Raw genomic sequence first — 18,850 nt, forward strand, 5'->3', positions numbered from 1 at the left:
CTGTCCTGTTACGGCAGCCGCGTTGCTTCTGTGACGTGTGTGGAGGGCCGTGAAGGGCCTGCGGAATGGTCGCCGTCACGTCGGGCGCCCGGCCGGAGTCGGCTGGAGTGGCGTGATGGAGGGGCGCCCGCCGGTGACCTGGGTGGCCTGGGCGGGCGCTTGCCGTACGGGGATCTAGCGGGCCGAGACGCCCGCGCGCAGCTCGCCGGCCAGCAGGCGCACGTCGGCGAGGCCCGCGGCCGAGTCCGGCGCGTCCAGCAGGCGGCGGATGAACGCCGACCCCACGATGACGCCGTCGGCGTAGGCGGCGACCTCGGCCGCCTGGCGGCCCGTGCCCACGCCCAGCCCGACGCAGACCGGCAGCGAGGTGTGCGCCCTCGTGCGGGCCACCAGGTCCTCGGCGGCCACGTTCACGGTCTCCCTGGCGCCCGTGACGCCCATCAGCGAGGCCGCGTAGACGAACCCGGTGCAGCACTCGACGACGGCCTTGATGCGCTCCTCCGTCGAACTGGGAGCCACCAGGAACACGGTGTCGATGCCCGCCTCGGCGGACGCGGCCCGCCACGGGCCCGCCTCCTCCGGCGTCAGGTCGGGCGTGATCGTGCCCACGCCGCCCGCGTCGGCCAGGGCGCGGGCGAAGCGCTCGGGTCCGTAGCGGTCGATCGGGTTCCAGTAGGTCATGACCAGCGTCGCCGCGCCGGTCTTGGCCACGCCCTCGACCGTGCGCAGCACGTCGGCGATGCGGGTGCCGTTGACCAGCGAGCGGTGGACGGCGTCCTGGATGGTCGGCCCGTCCATGAGCGGGTCGGAGTACGGCAGGCCGATCTCGATGACGTCGCAGCCCGCCTCGACCATGGCGGTGGCGGCCTCGACCGCGCCCTCCTTGGTCGGGAACCCGGCGGGCAGGTAGCCGACGAGCGCCGCCCTGTTGTCGGCCTTGGCCTTGGCGAACACCGTCTGAAGAGTCGTCATCTCACAGCCCAAAGTACTTCATGGCGGTGCCCATGTCCTTGTCACCGCGGCCGGACAGGTTGACCAGGATCGTAGCGTCGGGGCCGAGCTCGCGCCCGAGCTTCAGCGCTCCGGCCAGGGCGTGGGAGGACTCGATGGCAGGGATGATGCCCTCGGTCCTGGCCATCAGGGCGAAGGCGTCCATGGCCTCGGCGTCGGTGATGCCGTGGTAGGTGGCCCTGCCGCTGTCCTTGAGCCAGGCGTGCTCGGGGCCGACGCCCGGGTAGTCGAGCCCCGCCGAGATGGAGTGGGACTCGATGGTCTGACCCTCGTCGTCCTGCAGCACGTAGGTGCGCGAGCCGTGGAGCACTCCGACCGATCCCGCGGTGAGCGTGAGCGCGTGCTCGCCCGTCTCCAGGCCCCTGCCTGCGGCCTCGTAGCCGTGCAGGGCGACGTCCTGGTCCTCGAGGAAGGCGTGGAAGATGCCGATGGCGTTGCTTCCGCCGCCGACCGCGGCGCAGATGGCGTCGGGCAGCCCGCCGGTCAGCTCCAGCATCTGGCGGCGGGCCTCGACGCCGATGATGCGGGCGAAGTCACGGACGATCTCGGGGAACGGGTGCGGGCCCGCGATCGTGCCGAACAGGTAGTGGGTGTTGTCGACGTTGGTCACCCAGTCGCGGAAGGCCTCGTTGATGGCGTCCTTCAGCGTCTGGCTGCCGTTGGTGACGGGCACGACCGTGGCGCCGAGCAGCTTCATCCTGGCGACGTTGAGCGCCTGGCGCTCGCAGTCGACGGCGCCCATGTAGATCACGCACTCCAGGCCCATGAGGGCGGCGGCGGTGGCCGTGGCCACGCCGTGCTGGCCCGCGCCGGTCTCGGCGATCACACGGCTCTTGCCCAGGCGCTTGGTGAGCAGCGCCTGACCGAGCACGTTGTTGATCTTGTGGGCCCCGGTGTGGGTGAGGTCCTCACGCTTGAGCACGATCCTGGCGCCGCCGGCGTGCTCGGCGAAGCGCGGCACCTCCGTCAGCGTCGTGGGACGACCCGCGTAGGTGCGCAGCAGGTGGTCGAACTCGGCGACGAACGCCGGGTCGGTCTTGGCCTCGGCGTAGACGGAGGCCACCTGGTCGAGAGCGGGGATCAGCGCCTCCGGGACGAACCTGCCGCCGAAGATGCCGAACTTGCCGCCGCTGTCGGGGTCGTCGCCGCGGGCGCCGTTGCCAGCCAGGTCGGCGGCGGTGAGGACAGTCATCTCATCCCTCTGATCCGTGGTCGGGTCGAGTGGCGGGGTGGGCTCCGGCCGTGACCAGGGCCTCCACCGCCTTGCGCGGGTCCTTGCCGGTCACCAGGCTCTCGCCGACCAGGACGGCGTCAGCCCCCGCCCGCGCGTACGCTAGCAAATCGTGCGGGCCGCGAACCCCCGACTCGGCGATCTTGATGATGCCGTCGGGAATCTTCGGTGCGAGCTTGGTGAAGACGTCGCGGTCCACTTCCAGAGTTTTGAGGTTGCGCGCGTTCACACCGATGATCCTGGCGCCCGCCGCGACCGCCCGCTCGACCTCCTCCTCGGTGTGGACCTCGACCAGCGGGGTCAGGCCGATCGACTCGGCCCGCTCGATGAGCGAGACGAGCGCGGGCTGCTCCAGCGAGACGACCATGAGCAGGGCCAGGTCGGCGCCGTGGGCGCGCGCCTCCCACAGCTGGTAGGAGGTGACGATGAAGTCCTTGCGCAGGATCGGGATGTCGACCCTCGCGCGCACCGCGGCGAGGTCGTCCAGGCTGCCGCCGAAGCGGCGCCGCTCGGTCAGGACGCTGATGACGTGGGCGCCGCCCTCTTCGTAGTCGGCGGCCAGCGCCGCCGGGTCGGCGATGGCGGCCAGCGCGCCCTTGGACGGGCTCGACCGCTTGACCTCGGCGATGACCGAGACCTTGTCGCCGCCGAGCGCCGCGTAGGCGTCCCTCGGCGCGGGGGCGCGCCTGGCGCGCTCCTTCAGCTCGTCGAGCGACACCGCCGCCTGCCGTTCGGCCAGATCTTCTCGCACACCGGCCAGGATGTCGTCGAGAACGGTCCCGCTCAGGCTCCGCTCGTTCACGCGATCAAGGTCCCTCCGGTCGACAGTGGTGGGGGCGACGAGGAGTTCGCGTCGGCGTCCGCTCCCCGTCTTGTCTTGCGATGGTATCGGCCGCACCGGGCTCACCTCGCCACAGCCCCCCTGCTACGGGGCGAGAAAAGCGCCGAAAGGCAGGTTGCGGACGACCCAGAAGACCAGGACGAGCGCCAGAAGTGTCCAGATGTGGGCGGGCCGCGGGGCGGTCGGCCGCCATGGCCGCCCGCGCCAGGCGCCCGCCATCCACCGGATCCAGAAATAGACGAGGACCGGCGTGGCGAGGACCAGCAGCGGGTTGAGCTTCAGCGCGGCCACGGGGTCGAGGTGGGCGAGAGCGTGCGTGGCCCTCAGCGCGCCGCAACCCGGGCAGAACCACCCGGTGAGCGCTAAGAAGGGACAGCTCGGATAGTGGCCGGACTCGTTGGGATCGACCACCCCCACATAGGCGAAAGCCGCCCCCGCCGCGAGGGCGACGCCCAGCGGTGCGAGAACGGCTTTCCTGCCGCGCGTGTCGGTGACCACGCTGCCAACGATACCTAGTAAGAGCTGCTCACACTGGCCGCGTAGCCGAGGAACCCGATCCAGATGACCAGGAAGATCACCCAGCCCGCGAGGCCCACGTAGGACAGGATCAGGCCCGCCAGGGCCATGCCCCTGCCCTCCTCGCCGGTCTTCTTGATCTGACCGAGCGAGATGTGGCCGAGGATCGCCCCAACGATGGAGGCGACACCACAGGTCACCAGGCCCACGATGCCGCTGATCAGGGCGGCGATCGCCATGCCGTTGGTCTTGTTCGGCTGCGGCGCGCCGTAGCCGCCGTAGGGGTCGTAGCCGCCACCGGGAGGAGGCGGGTAGCCGCCGGGAGGCTGCGCGCCATAGCCACCCGATCCGTAACCGCCCGAACCCTGGCCCGCGCCGTAACCGCCCGAACCCTGACCACCCGGAGGCGGACCGTATCCACCGGAGCCCTGACCACCAGCCGGAGGGCCGTAACCACCCCCGGGCGGCTGTTCGCCGTAGCCCCCGCTACCGCCCTGGTTTCCGTAGCTCATACCGACGACTCCTCATGAATAGCGAATTGCCCGCAGAGCTTAGCGAGAAGCTGTCTGCCACGTGAGGAAGCGACCGTATTGTGGGCCTTTTGTAACCCTGTGGTCAGCCGTGCTGCTTGCCGAGCCCCACATCTGCATGACCTTTCCGACGGCGGCGCCCCCTGCCATCACGACGAGCCCTGCACAGAAGCCTAGACCCGAGTCCGGCACCAGGCCGAGACCTGCCGGCGCGGATCCGATAGGGATGAGCCTCGCAACGGTCCACGCGGCGGGCGAGTCGCCGTGGTCGTGCCCGGCCGTCGTCAGCGTTCCTCGGTCGGGTCGTCTCCCCTGTCGATCGCCTCCCACAGCGACTTGTCGTCGCGTGGACCCGCGGCCGAACCCGGGCGGTCGTAACGGCCCGACATGCCCGCCCACCCCGTGGCGCGCAGGACGGCCAGCACGCCGCCCGCGATGAGCAGCGCCCCGCCGGCCGCCGCCAGGTACGGCCAGGCGGTGTGCGCGATCGCCGTGACGTCCTGGGTCGCCGCCCCGACGGGGTTGCGCCGGGCGGCCAGCTCCCGAGCGGCCGAGCCCGCGACGCCCTGCCACGACAGCAGCGCGATGCCCGCCCCGCACAGCGCCAGCACGCCTCCGACGATCCTGCGCCACACGCCCTTGGTCGCGAACAGCGCCACCACCGCGGCGAGCGAGGCCAGGGCCAGCGGCTGTACGGCAGGCGCCAGGTCGCCGCCCGCCAGCTCGACGGGGGCGGCGGCGCCGTAGGTGACGGAGGTCCAGACGCGGCCCGCGGCCAGCAGCGGCAGGCCCGCGCCCGCCGCGCACAGCAGCAGCCAGATGCCCAGCTCGCGTCTCACGACAGGAGCAGCTGGTCGGCGTCGAAGCAGGTGCGGTCGCCGGTGTGGCAGGCGGCGCCCACCTGGTCGACCTTGAGCAGGAGGGTGTCGCCGTCGCAGTCGAGCGCCACGGACTTGACGTGCTGGACGTGACCCGAGGTGTCGCCCTTGACCCAGTAGGCGGAGCGGCTGCGCGACCAGTAGGTGGCCCTGCCCGTGGTCAGCGTGCGATGCAGCGCCTCGTCGTCCATCCAGGCGAGCATGAGGACCTCGCCCGTGTCGTACTGCTGGACGATGGCGGGCACCAGCCCGTCAGGAGTGCGCTTGAGTCGCGAAGCGACCTTCGGGTCGAGGGACATGCGGCCATTCAACCAGTCGCGGGCAGCGCCGCCGCGCCTGGGACCGCGTCGAAGACCCTGAACAGACCGGCGAGGTTCATGCTGCTGAGCCTGCGCAGCGCCCCGCAGTCGGCCGAGGCGACGAGGGCGAGGTCGCCTCCGTTGTCGCGGAGTTCGGCCAGCAGCCTGACCAGCAGCCCGAGGCCGGTCGTGTCGACGAAGGTCACGCCGGTGATGTCAGCCCGATATCGGGGGCGGCGCGGCGCCGCCCCCGCCGGGAGGAGGCTAGGAGTGGGCGGCGGAGACCCACGAGGCGTGGAGGTCGGCGTAGACGCCCGGCTCCTCGACCAGCTCGGCGTGCCGGCCGCGCTGGACGAGTCGGCCCGCGTCGAAGACGAACACCTCGTCGGCGTTCTCGGCCGTCGAGAGGCGGTGGGCGATCGAGATCGCGGTCCTTCCCCTCGTGACCCCCTCCAGCGCCCGTGCGAGCCGTACCTCGGTGGCGGGGTCGACGGCGGAGGTGGCCTCGTCGAGCAGCAGCAGGTCGGGGTCGGCCAGGTAGGCGCGGGCGAGGGCGACGAGCTGGCGCTCACCCGCCGACAGCGACTCCCCGCGCTGGCCCACGGGGGTGGCCAGGCCCTTGGGCAGGCCCTCCACCCAGTCGGCCAGGCCCAGCTCGGTCATCGCCAGGGCGATCTCGTCGTCGGTGGCCGCCGGCCTGCCGAAGCGGATGTTCTCGGCGAGCGTGCCGTCGAACAGGAAGCCGTCCTGCGGCACCATGACGATCCGCTCGCGCAGCGAGGAGAAGCGCACCTGGCGCAGGTCGTGGCCGTCGACGGTGACGCGCCCGTCGACCGGGTCCATCAGGCGGGTGAGCAGCTTGGCGAAGGTGGTCTTGCCCGACCCCGTCTCGCCGACGACCGCGATGCGGGTGCGCGGGGGGATGGAGACCGACAGCTCGTGCAGGACGGGCGCGCCGCCGGGATAGGCGAAGTGCACGTCCTCGAAGGCCACGGCGATGGGCCCGCGGGGCAGGGTGACGCCCTCGTCTCCCGGGTCGGCGACGTCGGGCGGGGTGTCGAGCACGCCCAGGATGCGCCGCCAGCCGGCGACCGCGTTCTGCGCCTCGTTCAGCACCTCGGTGGCGATCTGCAGCGGAGAGACGAACAGCGTGACGAGGAACAGGAAGGCGACCAGCCTGCCCGCGCTGATGTCGCCGGAGATGCCGAGCCGCACGCCGAGCAGGACGATCCCCGCGATGGCCGCGGCGGCGACGATCTCGGTGAGCGGGAAGACGAGGCCGACGATCTTCTGGGCGCGGACCTGCGCGCTCCTGTTGGCGTTGATCGCGTTGTCGATGCGCTCGGACGTGCGGCGCTCGGAGCCGTACGCGCGGATGACGGCCGCGCCGACGACCGACTCGCTGACGGCGGACAGCATGTCGCCGGTGCGCTCGCGGACCGTGGAGTAGGCCGCCGAGAGCCAGCGCTGGAAGCGCGGCAGGACGATCATCAGCGGGATGAAGCAGACCCAGACCAGCAGCGTGAGCTGCCACGAGTAGACGAACATCAACCCGGTGGCGACCAGCAGCTGGCCGAACGCCACGATGATCATCAGCCCGCCCCACTGCATGAAGTTGCTGATCTGGTCGATGTCGTTGGTCACGCGGGAGACCAGCGCGCCGCGGCGCTCGGAGTTCTGGGTGAGCACGGACAGGTCGTGGACGTGCCGGAAGCCGCGGACCCTGAGCGTGGCGAGGGAGGCCTCGGTGGCCCTGTAGAGCCGGACGTTCATCACGTAGCCGCACAGGGCGGTGATGACGACCGCCGCGGCGCACAGGAGCACCGCCGTGGAGATGTAGGAGATGTCAGGCGTGCCGCCCTTGAGTCCCGTGTCGATCGTCTGCTGGACGGCGATCGGCACGATGATCTTGCCGATCGTGGCGATCACGGCGAGGGCGAGTGTGCCCGCCAGCCCCTTACGGAACTCCGGCGTGAGCGAGAGCCCGTGCCGCACGGTGGCGAGCGCCGACCGGCCCGAGTCCTGGAAAGCGACGCTCATGCCACGACCTCTTCCTCTTCCGCCGCGATCGCGGCCCTCTCGGCCTCTTCGCGCTCGTAGGCGGTGACCAGGTTCCGGTAGCCCAGGCAGCGCTCGAGCAGTTCCTCGTGGGTGCCGCGGTCGACGACGCTGCCACGGTCGAGGTAGACCACCTCGTCGGCCAGGGCGATCGTGGCCATCCGGTAGGCGACGACCACGACGGTCGAGGCCTCGCCCTGCTCGCCGGCCGCGTTCAGGTCACGCAGGCCGTAGAGGATCTTTGCTTCGACCTGGGGGTCGACGCTGGAGGTCGCGTCGTCGAGGATCAGCAGGCGCGGGCGGCGGACGACCGCGCGGGCCAGGGCGATGCGCTGCCGTTGGCCGCCCGACAGGGTGGTGCCGCGCTCGCCGACCTTGGTGTCGAGCCCCGAGGCCAGCTTGGCCACGAAGCCGTCGGCCTGGGCCAGGCGCAGCGCGGCCCACACGTCCTCGTCGGAGACGTCGAGGCCGAGCGTGATGTTGCCGCGCACGCTGTCGTCGAACAGGAACGTCTGCTGCGGCACCAGCGCGACCGCGTCGGCGATGCCGCCGTAAGCGATTTCACGAAGGTCGACGCCGTCCAGGCGCACCTCTCCCTTGTCGGGATCGACCAGGCGCACCAGCGTCTGCACGAGCGTGGACTTGCCCGAGCCCGTCGGCCCCACCAGCGCGACGGTACGGCCGGCAGGGACGTCGAAGGTGACGTCGTGCAGAACCTCGGCGCTGCCGTAGGCGTAGGACAGGCCGGAGACCTGGAGCCCCGCGGGCGCCGAGCCTGGCACGCGGGCCTGGCCGTAGTCCATGGAGCCTGTCGCCTCGAGCACCGCCTGCACCCGCTGCCAGCCGACGACGCTGCGGGGCAGTTCGGCCAGCACCCAGCCGAGCGCGCGGATCGGGAAAGCGAGCAGGGTGAACAGGTAGGCGACCTGGACCAGCTCGCCCGAGTTGATGGACCCGCCTTGCAGCCGCATCGCGCCGACCATCAGCACGATCAGCACGCCGAGTGTCGGCAGCGCCTCCAGCATCGGGTCGAACAGGCCGCGGACCCTGCCGACGGCGATGTTGGCGTCGCGCAGCTCGTGGGCGCGGCGCTCGAACCGCTCGGTCTCCAGGTCCTCGCGGCCGAGGGTCTTGACGACGAGCGCGCCGTCGAAGCTCTCGTGGGCGATCTCGCTGACCTCGGCGCGCAACTGCTGGGCGTGGGTGGCCAGCGGGCTCAGCCTGCGCTGGTAGACGAGGTTCAGCCCCGCGATGGCGGGGAAGATCAGGAAGCCGACGAGGGCGAGCACGGGATCGGTGATCAGCATCGCGACCGCCGCCGTGACCAGCATGACGATGACGCCAACCGCCATCGGAAGCGGCGCGAGCGGCGCCCACGCGGCCTCGGCGTCGGCGCTGGCGTTGGACAGCAGCTGCCCCGTGGGGTGCTGGTGGTGCCAGGCCAGCGGCAGGCGCAGGTACTGCTTGGTGACGTCCCTGCGCGACCTGGCCTGCATGCGGTACTGCAGGACGCCGGCCAGGATGCGCCTGCCCGCCACGCCGATCGCCTTCAGCAGGGCGGTGCCCATGATGAGAAGGACCGAGATCCACAGCGCGCCCGCGCCGATCTCGCCCCTGGCGAAGGCCGGCAGCACGGCGTTCTCCGTCGCCCATCCGAGCGCCCAGGCGGAGGCGACGGTCATGCCGCCGTACAGGCCGCTGCTGATGACGGCGGCCGCGAACACCGACTTCTCCGTGCGGATGGCCACCCCGAGAACACGGAGCCCTTGGCGCATCACGGCTGAGGTGACCTTGGTCGCCACTCGAGGAAGGTCCTTCCAATGGGGAAATTTGTACTTAAGTCCCTATCATGGTCGATCATCTGGATATTCCCACGCCCCAGTAGAATCGTCTGGTGACTCACGCTCGCGGCGAACGCTCTGCTCTGTGCGACCTGTTCGACACGCTCGGCCCCGACGCGCCGACGCTGTGCACGGGCTGGAGCACCTACGACCTGGCCGCCCACCTCGTACTGCGCGAGCGCAGGATCGACGCCAACCCGGGCATCGCGCTCAAGCCGCTGGCCGGCTACACCGCCTCGGTCCAGGACGGGCTCAAGGCCAAGTACCCCTTCCCCGAACTGGTCGGCCTCGTGCGCAGGCCAGGCGGCGTGTACGGCCTGCTGCCCCCGCTCGACGAGGCGGTCAACACGCTGGAGTACTTCGTCCACCACGAGGACGTGCGCCGTGCCCAGCCGTCATGGGAGCCGCGGGAGCTGCCCGACGACCTGGAGCGGCTGCTGTGGCGGCGGCTCGACATGGGGGCCAAGCTCATGCTGCGCAGGTCGCCGGTCGGCGTGATCCTGCACCGGCTCGGCGGCGGGGTGGCCATCGGCGGAGCGAAGGACGGCGTCAAGGTGGAGGTCACGGGGAAGGCGAGCGAACTGCTGCTGTTCTGCTTCGGGCGGCAGGAGCACGCGAGGGTCGACCTGACCGGCGACCCCGACGCCGTCGCCCGGCTCACCCACGCCCCGCTCGGCTTCTGACGGCTCGGGCTTCTCACGGGCCCGCGTGGCGCGGGCCGGTCGCGGCGCGCGGCGCCGGCCCCGGACGGCACGGCGGACGCGATCACGGTGATCCGGCCCACACGGACGAGCGGTGGGGAGCCGGGGACCAGGACGCGGGCTCCGGCGACACCGATCACCCCGCGGAACCGGCGGCGGATTTCCCGATCCGATCGCGAGTCCCCGCGCCAACTCGGGCCGATGGCCGTACGATGGCCAGGTAAAGACGCCCCCCGGTTATGATCAAGAACATCTTCATAGAAGATGCCAGTGATCGCCCAGATCCGGGTATATACGGCTGGGAATGGACTGCAGGAGGCCCCCCATGCAGGTCAAGAAGGTCCTCACGTATCTCGCCGTGGCCTTCGTCGTCTTCTACCTGTTCACCCAGCCGCGAAACGCGGCGGCGGCGGTCAACAGCGTTTTCGACGGCATCGTGAACGGCGCCAACCAACTGGCCGTATTCTTCACCAACGTCGTGACCTGACAGGCTCCACGGCCCGCTTGGCAGCGGGTCGTGCGTGTTGTCACCGAACCTGAGATCGAAGAGCGTAGAGTCGATCGATGAGAGATCGCCGAAGCGTCATCGAGCGGGCCGAGATCGAGGGCATCGAACTCGTCCGGTTCCTCTATGCCGACCACGGCGGAGTGATCCGTGGCAAGGCGGCGTCCCGCACCCGGCTGGGTGAGCGGCTCGCCTCCGGCATCGGGCACACGGTGGCCATGATGGCGATGAACATGCTCGACCAGCTCCAGGAGGTCGAGCAGTTCGGGCCCGTCGGCGAGGTCCGGATCATGCCGGACCCGTCGACATTCGTTCCTCTCCCCTACTCTCCTGGCGCCGCAGCCATGGTCTCGGACCTGGTGCAGCTGGACGGCACGCCGTGGGGCGCCTGCCCGCGCACCTTCCTCAAGGACGCGGTCGCCGAGCTCGAGAGCGAGGGCTACGCGCTCGTGGCGGCCTTCGAACCCGAGTTCACCCTCGGCCGCCGCCTGCCCGACCCCTCGGGCGGTCCCGACCGGCTGGTGCCTCTCGACGACAGCCTGTGCTATGCCACCACCGGCTTCGACCTGGCCCACGACTACGCGATCACGCTGGTCCGCGCGCTGGAGACCCAGGGTCTTCGGGTCGAGCACTACCACCCCGAGCTCGGCCACGGCCAGCAGGAGCTGTCGATCCGGCACGCGCCCGCCCTCAGGGCCGCCGACAACCACGTCCTCTACAGGGAGACCGTCCGCGGCGTGGCGATGCGCATGGCCATGTGGGCGTCGCTGGCCCCCAAGCCGATCGCCGACCAGGCCGGCAACGGCGCCCACCTGCATCTGTCCCTGTGGGACTCCTCGCTGCACACCAACCTGTTCGACGACCGGCCCGAGCTGATGACCCGCTTCGTCGGCGGGCTGCTCGCCCATCTGCCCGCTCTCACGGCGTTGACCTGCGGCAGCGTCAACAGCTTCCGGCGGCTGGCACCGCGCATGTGGTCGAGTGCCTACGCCGTCTACGGGCCCGACAACAGGGAGGCCGCCGTTCGGGTCTGCTCCCCTGTGGGCGAGCAGGGCTCGGCCAACCTGGAGCTCAAACCGTCCGATTCCTCGGCCAACCCGTACCTGTCGCTGGGCGCGGTCATCCACGCGGGCCTCGACGGGATCAGGCGCGAGCTCGACCCAGGCGATCCCGTGCTCGTCGACCCCGACACCAGGCCAGGGCTCTACCCGCGGCTGCCTAGCTCCCTCGACGAGGCGCTCGACGCCCTGGAGGACGACGAGCTGCTCATGGCGGCGCTCGGGCCGCTGCGCGCCGGGGCCTACCTGGCGGTGAAACGCTCGGAGGCGGCCGCGTTCAAGGAACGCGGCGCGGACTTCGAGGTGTCCCAGCACATGCGCGTCTTCTGAGCCGCAGGCTCAGGTCTGGCCCGTCTCGAACCGCCGGAGGCTCGCGCCGTCGTCGGACAGCACGAAGTGCCACCTGGTGTTCATCGCCCCATAGGTGGAGTTGGTGAAGCGGACGAGCATGGTCAGGCCGTCGGGGTCCTGGCTCTGGATCCTGAAGTGACCGTCGGCGTCGAAGATCTCGCGGTCGATCCATCCTTCGAGGTCGCGTTCGCTGCCGTCGTCGGACATCGTCGCCCCCGGGGTGAACAGGGCGACGAACGCCGCCCTGTCACCGCTGTTGATCGCGTCGATCGCCTTGGCGACCACCGGGTTGTTGGCAGTTGTCATGACGACAGTGAACGTGCCCGACGGTCAACGTCACTACCTGACCGGGTGGCCCGCCGTACGAAGAGTGTCCTTGACTTCGGAGATCTTCAGCGTGCCGAAGTGGAACACCGACGCGGCGAGAACCGCGTCGGCGCCGGCGGCGACGGCGGGAGGGAAGTCCTCCAGGCGCCCCGCGCCGCCGCTGGCGATCACCGGCACCCTGACCGCGGCCCGCACCGCGCGCAGCATCGCGAGGTCATAGCCGTCCAGGGTGCCGTCACCGTCCATGGAGTTGAGCAGGATCTCGCCCACCCCCAGTTCCTCGCCGCGCGCCGCCCACTCAACGGCGTCGATGCCGGTGCCGCGCCGCCCGCCGTGCGTGGTGACCTCGAAGCCCGACGCCGTGCCCGGCGCCCTGCGGGCGTCGACCGACAGCACGACGCACTGGGCGCCGAACCGTCTGGAGGCCTCGGTCAGCAGCTCCGGACGGGCGATGGCCGCGGTGTTGAGCGACACCTTGTCCGCGCCGGCGCGCAGCAGCCTGTTGACGTCCTCGACCGAGCGGACGCCGCCGCCCACCGTCAGCGGGATGAAGACCTGCTCGGCGGTCCTGCGGACCACGTCGAACATCGTCTCCCGCTCGCCCGAGGAGGCGGTGATGTCGAGGAAGGTCAGCTCGTCGGCGCCCTCCTCGTCATAGCGGCGGGCCAGCTCCACCGGGTCGCCCGCGTCGCGCAGGTTCTCGAAGTTGACGCCCTTGACCACACGTCCCGCGTCCACGTCCAGACACGGGATGACTCGAACCGCGACTGTCATGCCCGAAACGCCTCGATCTCGATCTCGACCAGCATCCGCCGGTCGATCAGTCCCGCCACCTGGACGCCCGTGCACGCGGGCCTGACGTGGCCGAGCACCTCCGACAACGCCGTGCCGACCGCGTCGTAGTGGCGCCCGTCCACCACGTAGTAGCGCACCATGACCACGTCCTCCCTGGTCAGGCCGGCCGCCTCGACCGCGTCGAGCGCGATGTCGAAGGCCGTCATGGCCTGCAGGTAGGCGTCGCCCTCGTGCTGCACCTCGCCGTCGACCGTGGCCGTGCATCCGGAGACCACGACCCGCGGTCCCGCCACCACGGCTCTGGCGTAGCCGTACTTCTGCTCCCAGACGCCGCCCGAGAAGATCCTCATCCCCTCGCGCACGCAGCTTGCCTGGCCCATCACGCGATCCTCTCTCTGGCCCTAGCCGCGTACCGCGGCCAGGGCGTCTTCCAGCGTGAAAGCCTGCGCGTAGAGTGCCTTGCCCACGATCGCGCCCTCCACGCCGTGGGGCGCGAGAGAGGTGAGGGCGATGAGATCGTCGAGAGAGGAGACGCCTCCGCTCGCGACGACAGGCTTGTCGGTTCGATCGCAGACCTGGCGCAGCAGGTCCAGATTCGGGCCGCGCAGTGTTCCGTCCTTGGTCACGTCCGTTACCACGTAACGCGGGCAGCCGTCGGCTTCGAGCCGGTCGAGCACCTCCCAGAGATCGCCGCCCGCCTCGGTCCAGCCGCGCGCGGCGAGCGTGGTGCCACGCACGTCCAGACCAACTGCGATCTTGTCACCATACTCGGCGATAATCCTCCTGCACCAGGCCGGGTCCTCCAGGGCCGCGGTGCCGATGTTCACCCTCCGGCAGCCGGTGGACAGCGCCGCCTCCAGCGAGGCGTCGTCACGGATGCCTCCGGTCAGCTCAACCTGGATGTCCAGCTTGCCGACCACGTCGGCGAGCAGTTCCCTGTTGGAGCCACGGCCGAAGGCCGCGTCCAGGTCGACCAGGTGGATCCACTCGGCGCCCGCCTCCTGCCAGGCCAGCGCCGCGGTCAGCGGGTCGCCGTAGCCGGTCTCTGTGCCGGCCTCCCCCTGCACGAGGCGGACGGCCTGGCCGTCGACGACGTCCACGGCGGGCAGCAGTACGAACGACATGGTCTTCAGGTCCTCCGGTCAAAGGCGAGCGTGACGATCACAGGGACGAACAGCAGGGAGAGCACGAACACGGCCAGGCTGACCTGCCACGACGACCACAGCAGCCAGGCCAGCAGTTGCACGACGAGGAAGAGCAGGGCGACGACGCCGTTCTGCGCCCGCTGCCGGCGAGCCAGCAGCCCGCCCTGCCTGGCGAAGCGGACAGGGCGGGGGACGAGCCCCCTGACCAGCGCCTTCCTGCGCGACCTGCGGGCCATCCGCTCGGCGTTCAGCCGGGCCGCGCGCTCCCGCTCGGCCTCGCGGGCCGCCCGCCGCCGCGCCCGTTCCTTGCTCACGGGGCTTCCTCGGGCCACCCGGTGGGCGGCGGCCCGTTCACAGCGTGCCGACCCAGTTCTTCAGCAGGGCCGCGCCCGCGTCACCGGACTTCTCCGGGTGGAACTGGGTGGCCATCAGCGGGCCGTTCTCCACCGCGGCCACGAACGGCACGCCGTGCTCGGCCCACGTGACCAGCGGCGCGGTGAAGCCGGGGCCTGGGTGCAGTTGCCAGTCGCGCACGCCGTAGGAGTGGACGAAGTAGAAGCGGGTGGCGGCGTCGAGGCCGGCGAACAGCACGCTGTCGGCGGGGGCCTTGACGGTGTTCCAGCCCATGTGCGGGAGTACGGGGGCCTCCAGGCGCTCGACCGTGCCCGGCCACTCGCCGCAGCCCTCGGTCTCCACGCCGTGCTCCACGCCGCGCTCGAACAGGATCTGCATGCCGACGCAGATGCCCAGCACGGGACGAGCGGCCGACAGGCGGCGACCGATGATCCTGTCGCCGACGACGCTCTTCAGCCCGGACATGCAGGCCGCGAAGGCGCCCACGCCCGGCACGACGAGTCCGTCGGCGTTCATGGCGGCGTCGTAGTCGGCCGTGACGGTCACCTGGGCGCCCGTCCTGGCCAGCGCCCTTTCGGCCGAGCGCAGGTTGCCCGAGCCGTAGTCGAGGATGACGACGTTCTTGTTCACCACCACAGCACCCCCGCGAGCAGCGCCATGGCGGCGCCGACTCCGCAGACGACCGCGCCGATCTTCAACCCCTGCTTGATCAGCGACACCACGCCGCCGACCAGGAACAGGCCGATGAAGACCATCACGATCGCCGTCCAGTTGTCGCTCACAGCACACCCTTGGTGCTCGGGACCCCTGTCGCGCGGGGGTCGAGCTCGCTGGCCTCGCGCAGCGCCCTGGCCAGCGCCTTGAACTGGGCCTCGACGATGTGGTGGGCGTTGCGCCCGTACGGCACGCGCACGTGCAGGCAGATCGCCGCCTGCGCCACGAACGACTCGAGGATGTGCCTGGTCATCGTCGTGTCGTACTCGGGGCCGATCATCGGCGCCATGCCGTCGGGCTCGGCGTGCACCAGGTAGGGCCGCCCCGACAGGTCGACGGTCACTTCGGCGAGCGCCTCGTCCAGCGGGCACGAGGCGTTGCCGTACCGCCTGATGCCGGACTTGTCGCCCAGCGCCTCGCGGAAGGCGGCGCCCAGCGCCAGCGCGGTGTCCTCGATGGTGTGGTGGGAGTCGATGTGCAGGTCGCCCTCGGTCTTGACGGTCAGGTCGAACAGACCGTGCTTGCCGAGCTGGGCCAGCATGTGGTCGTAGAACCCGACCCCGGTGGCGACGTCGACGATGCCGGTTCCGTCGAGGTTCACCTCGACCAGGACCGACGTCTCCTTCGTGGTGCGCTCGACGCGACCAGTGCGCTCGCTCACAGAACCCCCTCCAGGGCGGCACGGAATGCCGTCATCTCCTCGCCGGTGCCGATCGACACGCGCAGCCACTCGGGCGGCCCGACCTCACGGATCAGGACGCCCCGCTGGAGCAGTCCCTCCCAGATCTTGCGCCGGTCGCCGAACCGGCCGAACAACACGAAGTTGGCGTCAGAGTCGGCGACCGTCAAGCCCCGCTCGCGCAACCACGTCACGATGTCGTCGCGCTCCTTCCTGAGCGCGTCGACCGTGCCGAGCAGCTCGGCGCGGTGCCGTAGCGCGACCCTGGCCGTCGCCTGCGTGACCGTCGACAGATGGTACGGCAGGCGCACCAGCAGCATCGCCTCGACCACGGCGGGGTGCGCGGCCAGGTAGCCGAGCCGCGTGCCCGCCATCGCGAACGCCTTGGACATGGTCCTGGTCACGATCAGCCTGGGGTGCTCGGGCAGCAGCGTCAGCGCCGAGGGGGTGCCGGTGCGGGCGAACTCGGCGTAGGCCTCGTCCACCACGACCATGCCGGGCGCCGCCCTCGCGACCCTGGCGATGGTCTCGAGCGGCAGCGAGGTGCCGGTCGGGTTGTTCGGCGAGGTGAGGAAGACGATGTCGGGGCGGTGCTCCTCGACGGCGGCCACGGCCTTGTCGGGGTCGAGCGAGAAGTCCTCCTCGCGCGCGCCGGAGATCCACTCGGTGTTGGTGCCCGTGGTGATGATCGGGTGCATGGAGTAGGACGGCTCGAAGCCGATCGCGGTGCGGTCGTGTCCGCCGAAGGCCTGCAGGATCTGCTGGAGCACCTCGTTGGAGCCGTTCGCCGCCCAGACCATGTCGCGGGTGAGCCCGTGGCCGAGGTAGTCGGCCAGGTCCTGGCGCAGGGCGAGCGCGTCCCTGTCGGGGTAGCGGTTGAGGGCCGCCGCGCCGCGCCTGATCTCCTCGGCGAGGTCGTCGACCAGGGCCTGGGAGGGCGGGTAGGGGTTCTCGTTGGTGTTGAGCTGCACGGGCACGTCGATCTGCGGCGCGCCGTACGGCTTCTTGCCGCGCAGGTCGTCGCGGATCGGCAGGTCGTCGAGCGTCATGAGGGGATCTCCCAGTCGAACCTGGCGCGGATGGCGGCCCCGTGGGCGGGCAGGTCCTCGGCGTCGGCCAGCACGCACGTGTGCTCGGCCGCGTCCGCCAGCGCCTGCCTGGTGTAGTCGATCACGTGGATGCCGCGCAGGAACGACTGCACCGACAGCCCGCTGGAGTGGCAGGCGCATCCGCCGGTCGGCAGCACGTGGTTGGAACCCGCGAGGTAGTCGCCCAGGCTCACCGGGCTGTAGGGCCCGACGAAGATCGCGCCGGCGTTGCGGACCTTGGCCGCCACCTCGGCGGCGTCGGCCGTCTGGATCTCCAGGTGCTCGGCCGCGTAGGCGTCGACGACCCTGAGCCCCGCGGCCAGGTCGTCGACCAGCACGATGCCGGACTGCCTGCCGGACAGCGCCTCGGCGATCCGCGCGGAGTGGCGCGTCGCGGCGACCTGTCCCGGCAACTCCTTCTCGACCGCCTCGGCCAGCTCCACGCTGTCGGTGACCAGCACGGCCGCGGCGATGACGTCGTGCTCGGCCTGGCTGATCAGGTCGGCGGCCACGTGCCTGGGGTCGGCGGTGGAGTCGGCGAGGATGGCGATCTCGGTCGGTCCCGCCTCGGAGTCGATGCCGATGACGCCCTTCAGCAGCCGCTTGGCCGCGGCCACCCAGATGTTGCCGGGACCCGTCACCATGGTCGCGGAGGGGCACTCCTCGGTGCCGTAGGCGAACATGGCCACCGCCTGCGCCCCGCCGACCGAGTAGACCTCGTCGACGCCGAGCAGCGCGCACGCGGCCAGGATCGTGGGGTGCGGCAGCCCGCCGAAGTCCTTCTGCGCGGGACTGGTGACGGCCAGCGACTCGACGCCCGCTTCCTGGGCGGGCACCACGTTCATGACCACGCTGGAGGGGTAGACGGCGCGCCCTCCGGGCACGTAGAGGCCGACGCGCTCGACGGGCACCCAGCGCTCGGTGACCGTGCCGCCGGGGACGACCTGGGTCGTGGTGTCGGTGCGCCGCTGGTCGCGGTGCACCTTCCTGGTCCGCGTGATCGCCTCTTCGAGGGCCGCCCTGACCTTGGGGTCGAGCTCGTCCAGCGCCCGCTGGATCGCCTCGGCGGAGACTCGGGCGGACTGGATCTCGACACCGTCGAACCTGGCGGTCAGCTCGCGAACGGCCACCGCCCCGCGATGGCGCACGTCCTCGCAGATGGGCCGCACCTTCTCCAGGGCGGCCTCGACGTCGAGTTCGGCGCGGGGCAGCACGTCGCGCAGGTTCTCCGGAAGAGAGCCGCGCAGGTCGATACGGGAAATCACCCACACAGTCTACGGAGTGTCTCCGCCTCATCTGGTTCTGTCCACAATGCGGGACAGCCACGGTATCGGGTGACATTTCACCCGCGATGGCCCGGCCGCCGATCCTCTACGATCGGGACAGTGAGCAAGGCGAAGAAGGGCGGGCAGGGCACACCCGCGACGGTCGCACTGGCCAAGGCACAGGTCGACTTCACGCTGCACCCCTACGAGCACGACGCCAACGCCCAGGCCTACGGGGAGGAAGCCGCCGACGCGCTGGGCCTGCCGTACGGCAGGATCTTCAAGACGCTCGTGGCGGAGGTGGAGAGCGGGCTCGCGGTGGCGGTGGTGCCGGTCTCGGGGAAGCTCGACCTCAAGGCGTTCGCCGCGGCGCTGGGCAGCAAGCGGGCCGCGATGGCCGACGCGGCGAAGGTCGAGCGGGTCACCGGCTACGTGGTCGGTGGGATCAGCCCCCTCGGGCAGCGCAAGCAGCTTCCCACCGTCGTCGACGCCTCCGCCCTCGACTTCGAGACGATCTACTTCTCCGCGGGCAAGCGGGGGCTGCAGATCGAGACCTCGCCGAAGAACCTGATCGAGCTGACCAAGGCGGCCACCGCGCCCATCGCGAAATCCGGTTAGGGGCCGCCCGCCTGGGCAAACCTTGCCATCGCCGTACGCGGACAC

Annotated in this window: 25 protein-coding genes; 4 read left to right on the top strand and 21 right to left on the bottom strand. The window is 70.9% G+C overall.

Annotation, left to right across the window (positions count from 1 at the left end; translation table 11 throughout):
* Positions 1-174: 174 nt before the first annotated feature.
* From trpA to ACFSKW_RS40365, 11 genes are all read right to left on the bottom strand, one after another.
* On the bottom strand, positions 175-972 hold the full coding sequence (gene trpA, locus ACFSKW_RS40315) for a tryptophan synthase subunit alpha (protein WP_379579181.1): 798 nt from the start codon (positions 970-972) through the stop codon (positions 175-177).
* Position 973: 1 nt separating this feature from the next.
* Entirely contained in the window at positions 974-2,203 is a 1,230-nt protein-coding gene (gene trpB / locus ACFSKW_RS40320; RefSeq protein ID WP_379579182.1) for a tryptophan synthase subunit beta, read from the bottom strand.
* Position 2,204: 1 nt separating this feature from the next.
* Positions 2,205-3,044 carry an indole-3-glycerol phosphate synthase TrpC gene (trpC, locus tag ACFSKW_RS40325; RefSeq protein WP_379579184.1) on the bottom strand — a complete coding sequence of 280 codons (840 nt, stop codon included), beginning with the start codon at positions 3,042-3,044 and terminating at the stop codon, positions 2,205-2,207.
* A gap of 123 nt (positions 3,045-3,167) precedes the next feature.
* On the bottom strand, positions 3,168-3,581 hold the full coding sequence (locus ACFSKW_RS40330) for a DUF2752 domain-containing protein (RefSeq protein WP_379579186.1): 414 nt from the start codon (positions 3,579-3,581) through the stop codon (positions 3,168-3,170).
* A gap of 14 nt (positions 3,582-3,595) precedes the next feature.
* Entirely contained in the window at positions 3,596-4,111 is a 516-nt protein-coding gene (locus ACFSKW_RS40335; protein WP_379579188.1) for a DUF4190 domain-containing protein, read from the bottom strand.
* Positions 4,112-4,150: 39 nt separating this feature from the next.
* Positions 4,151-4,528: an HGxxPAAW family protein gene (locus ACFSKW_RS40340; RefSeq protein WP_379579190.1), complete on the bottom strand. Its 378-nt coding sequence runs from the start codon at positions 4,526-4,528 to the stop codon at positions 4,151-4,153.
* A complete protein-coding gene (locus tag ACFSKW_RS40345) occupies positions 4,414-4,968 on the bottom strand; it encodes a Trp biosynthesis-associated membrane protein (protein ID WP_379579192.1) in 555 nt (184 codons plus the stop codon). The genes ACFSKW_RS40340 and ACFSKW_RS40345 overlap by 115 nt, the downstream gene beginning before the upstream one ends.
* Complete coding sequence (gene hisI / locus ACFSKW_RS40350) at positions 4,965-5,306, bottom strand: phosphoribosyl-AMP cyclohydrolase (RefSeq protein WP_379579194.1); 342 nt, start codon at positions 5,304-5,306, stop codon at positions 4,965-4,967. Before hisI ends, ACFSKW_RS40345 begins: the two co-directional genes overlap by 4 nt.
* A gap of 8 nt (positions 5,307-5,314) precedes the next feature.
* A complete protein-coding gene (locus ACFSKW_RS40355; protein ID WP_379579195.1) occupies positions 5,315-5,512 on the bottom strand; it encodes an STAS domain-containing protein in 198 nt (65 codons plus the stop codon).
* Positions 5,513-5,570: 58 nt separating this feature from the next.
* On the bottom strand, positions 5,571-7,346 hold the full coding sequence (locus ACFSKW_RS40360; RefSeq protein WP_379579197.1) for an ABC transporter ATP-binding protein: 1,776 nt from the start codon (positions 7,344-7,346) through the stop codon (positions 5,571-5,573).
* On the bottom strand, positions 7,343-9,139 hold the full coding sequence (locus tag ACFSKW_RS40365) for an ABC transporter ATP-binding protein (protein ID WP_379580249.1): 1,797 nt from the start codon (positions 9,137-9,139) through the stop codon (positions 7,343-7,345). Before ACFSKW_RS40365 ends, ACFSKW_RS40360 begins: the two co-directional genes overlap by 4 nt.
* A gap of 119 nt (positions 9,140-9,258) precedes the next feature.
* Between ACFSKW_RS40365 and ACFSKW_RS40370 the strand changes: the two genes are divergently transcribed.
* The 3 genes from ACFSKW_RS40370 (at position 9,259) to ACFSKW_RS40380 (ending at position 11,799) form a co-directional block, all read left to right on the top strand.
* Positions 9,259-9,888, top strand: coding sequence for a TIGR03085 family metal-binding protein (locus ACFSKW_RS40370; RefSeq protein ID WP_379579199.1), 630 nt, complete (start codon positions 9,259-9,261; stop codon positions 9,886-9,888).
* A gap of 343 nt (positions 9,889-10,231) precedes the next feature.
* Positions 10,232-10,393: a hypothetical protein gene (locus ACFSKW_RS40375; RefSeq protein WP_354910408.1), complete on the top strand. Its 162-nt coding sequence runs from the start codon at positions 10,232-10,234 to the stop codon at positions 10,391-10,393.
* A gap of 77 nt (positions 10,394-10,470) precedes the next feature.
* Entirely contained in the window at positions 10,471-11,799 is a 1,329-nt protein-coding gene (locus ACFSKW_RS40380) for a glutamine synthetase family protein (protein WP_379579202.1), read from the top strand.
* A 9-nt stretch (positions 11,800-11,808) separates the two neighbouring features.
* On the opposite strand, the gene ACFSKW_RS40385 is transcribed toward ACFSKW_RS40380, so the two are convergent.
* The 10 genes from ACFSKW_RS40385 to hisD are packed head-to-tail and all read right to left on the bottom strand — an operon-like array spanning position 11,809 to position 18,187.
* A complete protein-coding gene (locus ACFSKW_RS40385; RefSeq protein WP_379579204.1) occupies positions 11,809-12,126 on the bottom strand; it encodes a nuclear transport factor 2 family protein in 318 nt (105 codons plus the stop codon).
* A gap of 33 nt (positions 12,127-12,159) precedes the next feature.
* On the bottom strand, positions 12,160-12,921 hold the full coding sequence (gene hisF, locus ACFSKW_RS40390) for an imidazole glycerol phosphate synthase subunit HisF (protein WP_379579206.1): 762 nt from the start codon (positions 12,919-12,921) through the stop codon (positions 12,160-12,162).
* Positions 12,918-13,322 carry a Rid family hydrolase gene (locus ACFSKW_RS40395; protein ID WP_379579208.1) on the bottom strand — a complete coding sequence of 135 codons (405 nt, stop codon included), beginning with the start codon at positions 13,320-13,322 and terminating at the stop codon, positions 12,918-12,920. The genes hisF and ACFSKW_RS40395 overlap by 4 nt, the downstream gene beginning before the upstream one ends.
* Before the next feature lie 21 nt (positions 13,323-13,343).
* Positions 13,344-14,066, bottom strand: coding sequence for a bifunctional 1-(5-phosphoribosyl)-5-((5-phosphoribosylamino)methylideneamino)imidazole-4-carboxamide isomerase/phosphoribosylanthranilate isomerase PriA (gene priA / locus ACFSKW_RS40400; protein WP_379579210.1), 723 nt, complete (start codon positions 14,064-14,066; stop codon positions 13,344-13,346).
* A gap of 5 nt (positions 14,067-14,071) precedes the next feature.
* Entirely contained in the window at positions 14,072-14,401 is a 330-nt protein-coding gene (locus ACFSKW_RS40405) for a hypothetical protein (RefSeq protein ID WP_379579212.1), read from the bottom strand.
* Positions 14,402-14,438: 37 nt separating this feature from the next.
* Entirely contained in the window at positions 14,439-15,071 is a 633-nt protein-coding gene (hisH, locus tag ACFSKW_RS40410; RefSeq protein ID WP_379579214.1) for an imidazole glycerol phosphate synthase subunit HisH, read from the bottom strand.
* Positions 15,068-15,223: a hypothetical protein gene (locus tag ACFSKW_RS40415; RefSeq protein ID WP_358123422.1), complete on the bottom strand. Its 156-nt coding sequence runs from the start codon at positions 15,221-15,223 to the stop codon at positions 15,068-15,070. The genes hisH and ACFSKW_RS40415 overlap by 4 nt, the downstream gene beginning before the upstream one ends.
* Entirely contained in the window at positions 15,220-15,816 is a 597-nt protein-coding gene (gene hisB, locus ACFSKW_RS40420; protein ID WP_379579216.1) for an imidazoleglycerol-phosphate dehydratase HisB, read from the bottom strand. Before hisB ends, ACFSKW_RS40415 begins: the two co-directional genes overlap by 4 nt.
* Positions 15,813-16,883, bottom strand: a complete 1,071-nt coding sequence (locus ACFSKW_RS40425; protein ID WP_379579218.1) for a histidinol-phosphate transaminase — start codon at positions 16,881-16,883, stop codon at positions 15,813-15,815. The genes hisB and ACFSKW_RS40425 overlap by 4 nt, the downstream gene beginning before the upstream one ends.
* Complete coding sequence (hisD, locus tag ACFSKW_RS40430; RefSeq protein ID WP_379579220.1) at positions 16,880-18,187, bottom strand: histidinol dehydrogenase; 1,308 nt, start codon at positions 18,185-18,187, stop codon at positions 16,880-16,882. The genes ACFSKW_RS40425 and hisD overlap by 4 nt, the downstream gene beginning before the upstream one ends.
* Before the next feature lie 120 nt (positions 18,188-18,307).
* Here hisD and ybaK point away from each other — a divergent pair, with 120 nt between their 5' ends.
* Positions 18,308-18,805: a Cys-tRNA(Pro) deacylase gene (ybaK, locus tag ACFSKW_RS40435; protein ID WP_379579222.1), complete on the top strand. Its 498-nt coding sequence runs from the start codon at positions 18,308-18,310 to the stop codon at positions 18,803-18,805.
* Positions 18,806-18,850: the final 45 nt, after the last annotated feature.

The organism is Nonomuraea mangrovi (genome assembly GCF_042681425.1).
In the GTDB taxonomy this organism is placed as follows: domain Bacteria; phylum Actinomycetota; class Actinomycetes; order Streptosporangiales; family Streptosporangiaceae; genus Nonomuraea; species Nonomuraea mangrovi.

Bases quoted from the DNA above. Each gene is read 5' to 3' on its own strand.
- hisF (WP_379579206.1), bottom strand. From the start codon at position 12,921: ATGACAGTCGCGGTTCGAGTCATCCCGTGTCTGGACGTGGACGCGGGA.
- hisI (WP_379579194.1), bottom strand. From the start codon at position 5,306: ATGTCCCTCGACCCGAAGGTCGCTTCGCGACTCAAGCGCACTCCTGAC.
- ACFSKW_RS40360 (WP_379579197.1), bottom strand. From the start codon at position 7,346: ATGAGCGTCGCTTTCCAGGACTCGGGCCGGTCGGCGCTCGCCACCGTG.
- ACFSKW_RS40335 (WP_379579188.1), bottom strand. From the start codon at position 4,111: ATGAGCTACGGAAACCAGGGCGGTAGCGGGGGCTACGGCGAACAGCCG.
- trpA (WP_379579181.1), bottom strand. From the start codon at position 972: ATGACGACTCTTCAGACGGTGTTCGCCAAGGCCAAGGCCGACAACAGG.
- ACFSKW_RS40375 (WP_354910408.1), top strand. From the start codon at position 10,232: ATGCAGGTCAAGAAGGTCCTCACGTATCTCGCCGTGGCCTTCGTCGTC.
- ACFSKW_RS40385 (WP_379579204.1), bottom strand. From the start codon at position 12,126: ATGACAACTGCCAACAACCCGGTGGTCGCCAAGGCGATCGACGCGATC.
- ACFSKW_RS40380 (WP_379579202.1), top strand. From the start codon at position 10,471: ATGAGAGATCGCCGAAGCGTCATCGAGCGGGCCGAGATCGAGGGCATC.
- ACFSKW_RS40395 (WP_379579208.1), bottom strand. From the start codon at position 13,322: ATGGGCCAGGCAAGCTGCGTGCGCGAGGGGATGAGGATCTTCTCGGGC.
- trpB (WP_379579182.1), bottom strand. From the start codon at position 2,203: ATGACTGTCCTCACCGCCGCCGACCTGGCTGGCAACGGCGCCCGCGGC.
- ACFSKW_RS40365 (WP_379580249.1), bottom strand. From the start codon at position 9,139: ATGCGCCAAGGGCTCCGTGTTCTCGGGGTGGCCATCCGCACGGAGAAG.
- ACFSKW_RS40425 (WP_379579218.1), bottom strand. From the start codon at position 16,883: ATGACGCTCGACGACCTGCCGATCCGCGACGACCTGCGCGGCAAGAAG.
- priA (WP_379579210.1), bottom strand. From the start codon at position 14,066: ATGTCGTTCGTACTGCTGCCCGCCGTGGACGTCGTCGACGGCCAGGCC.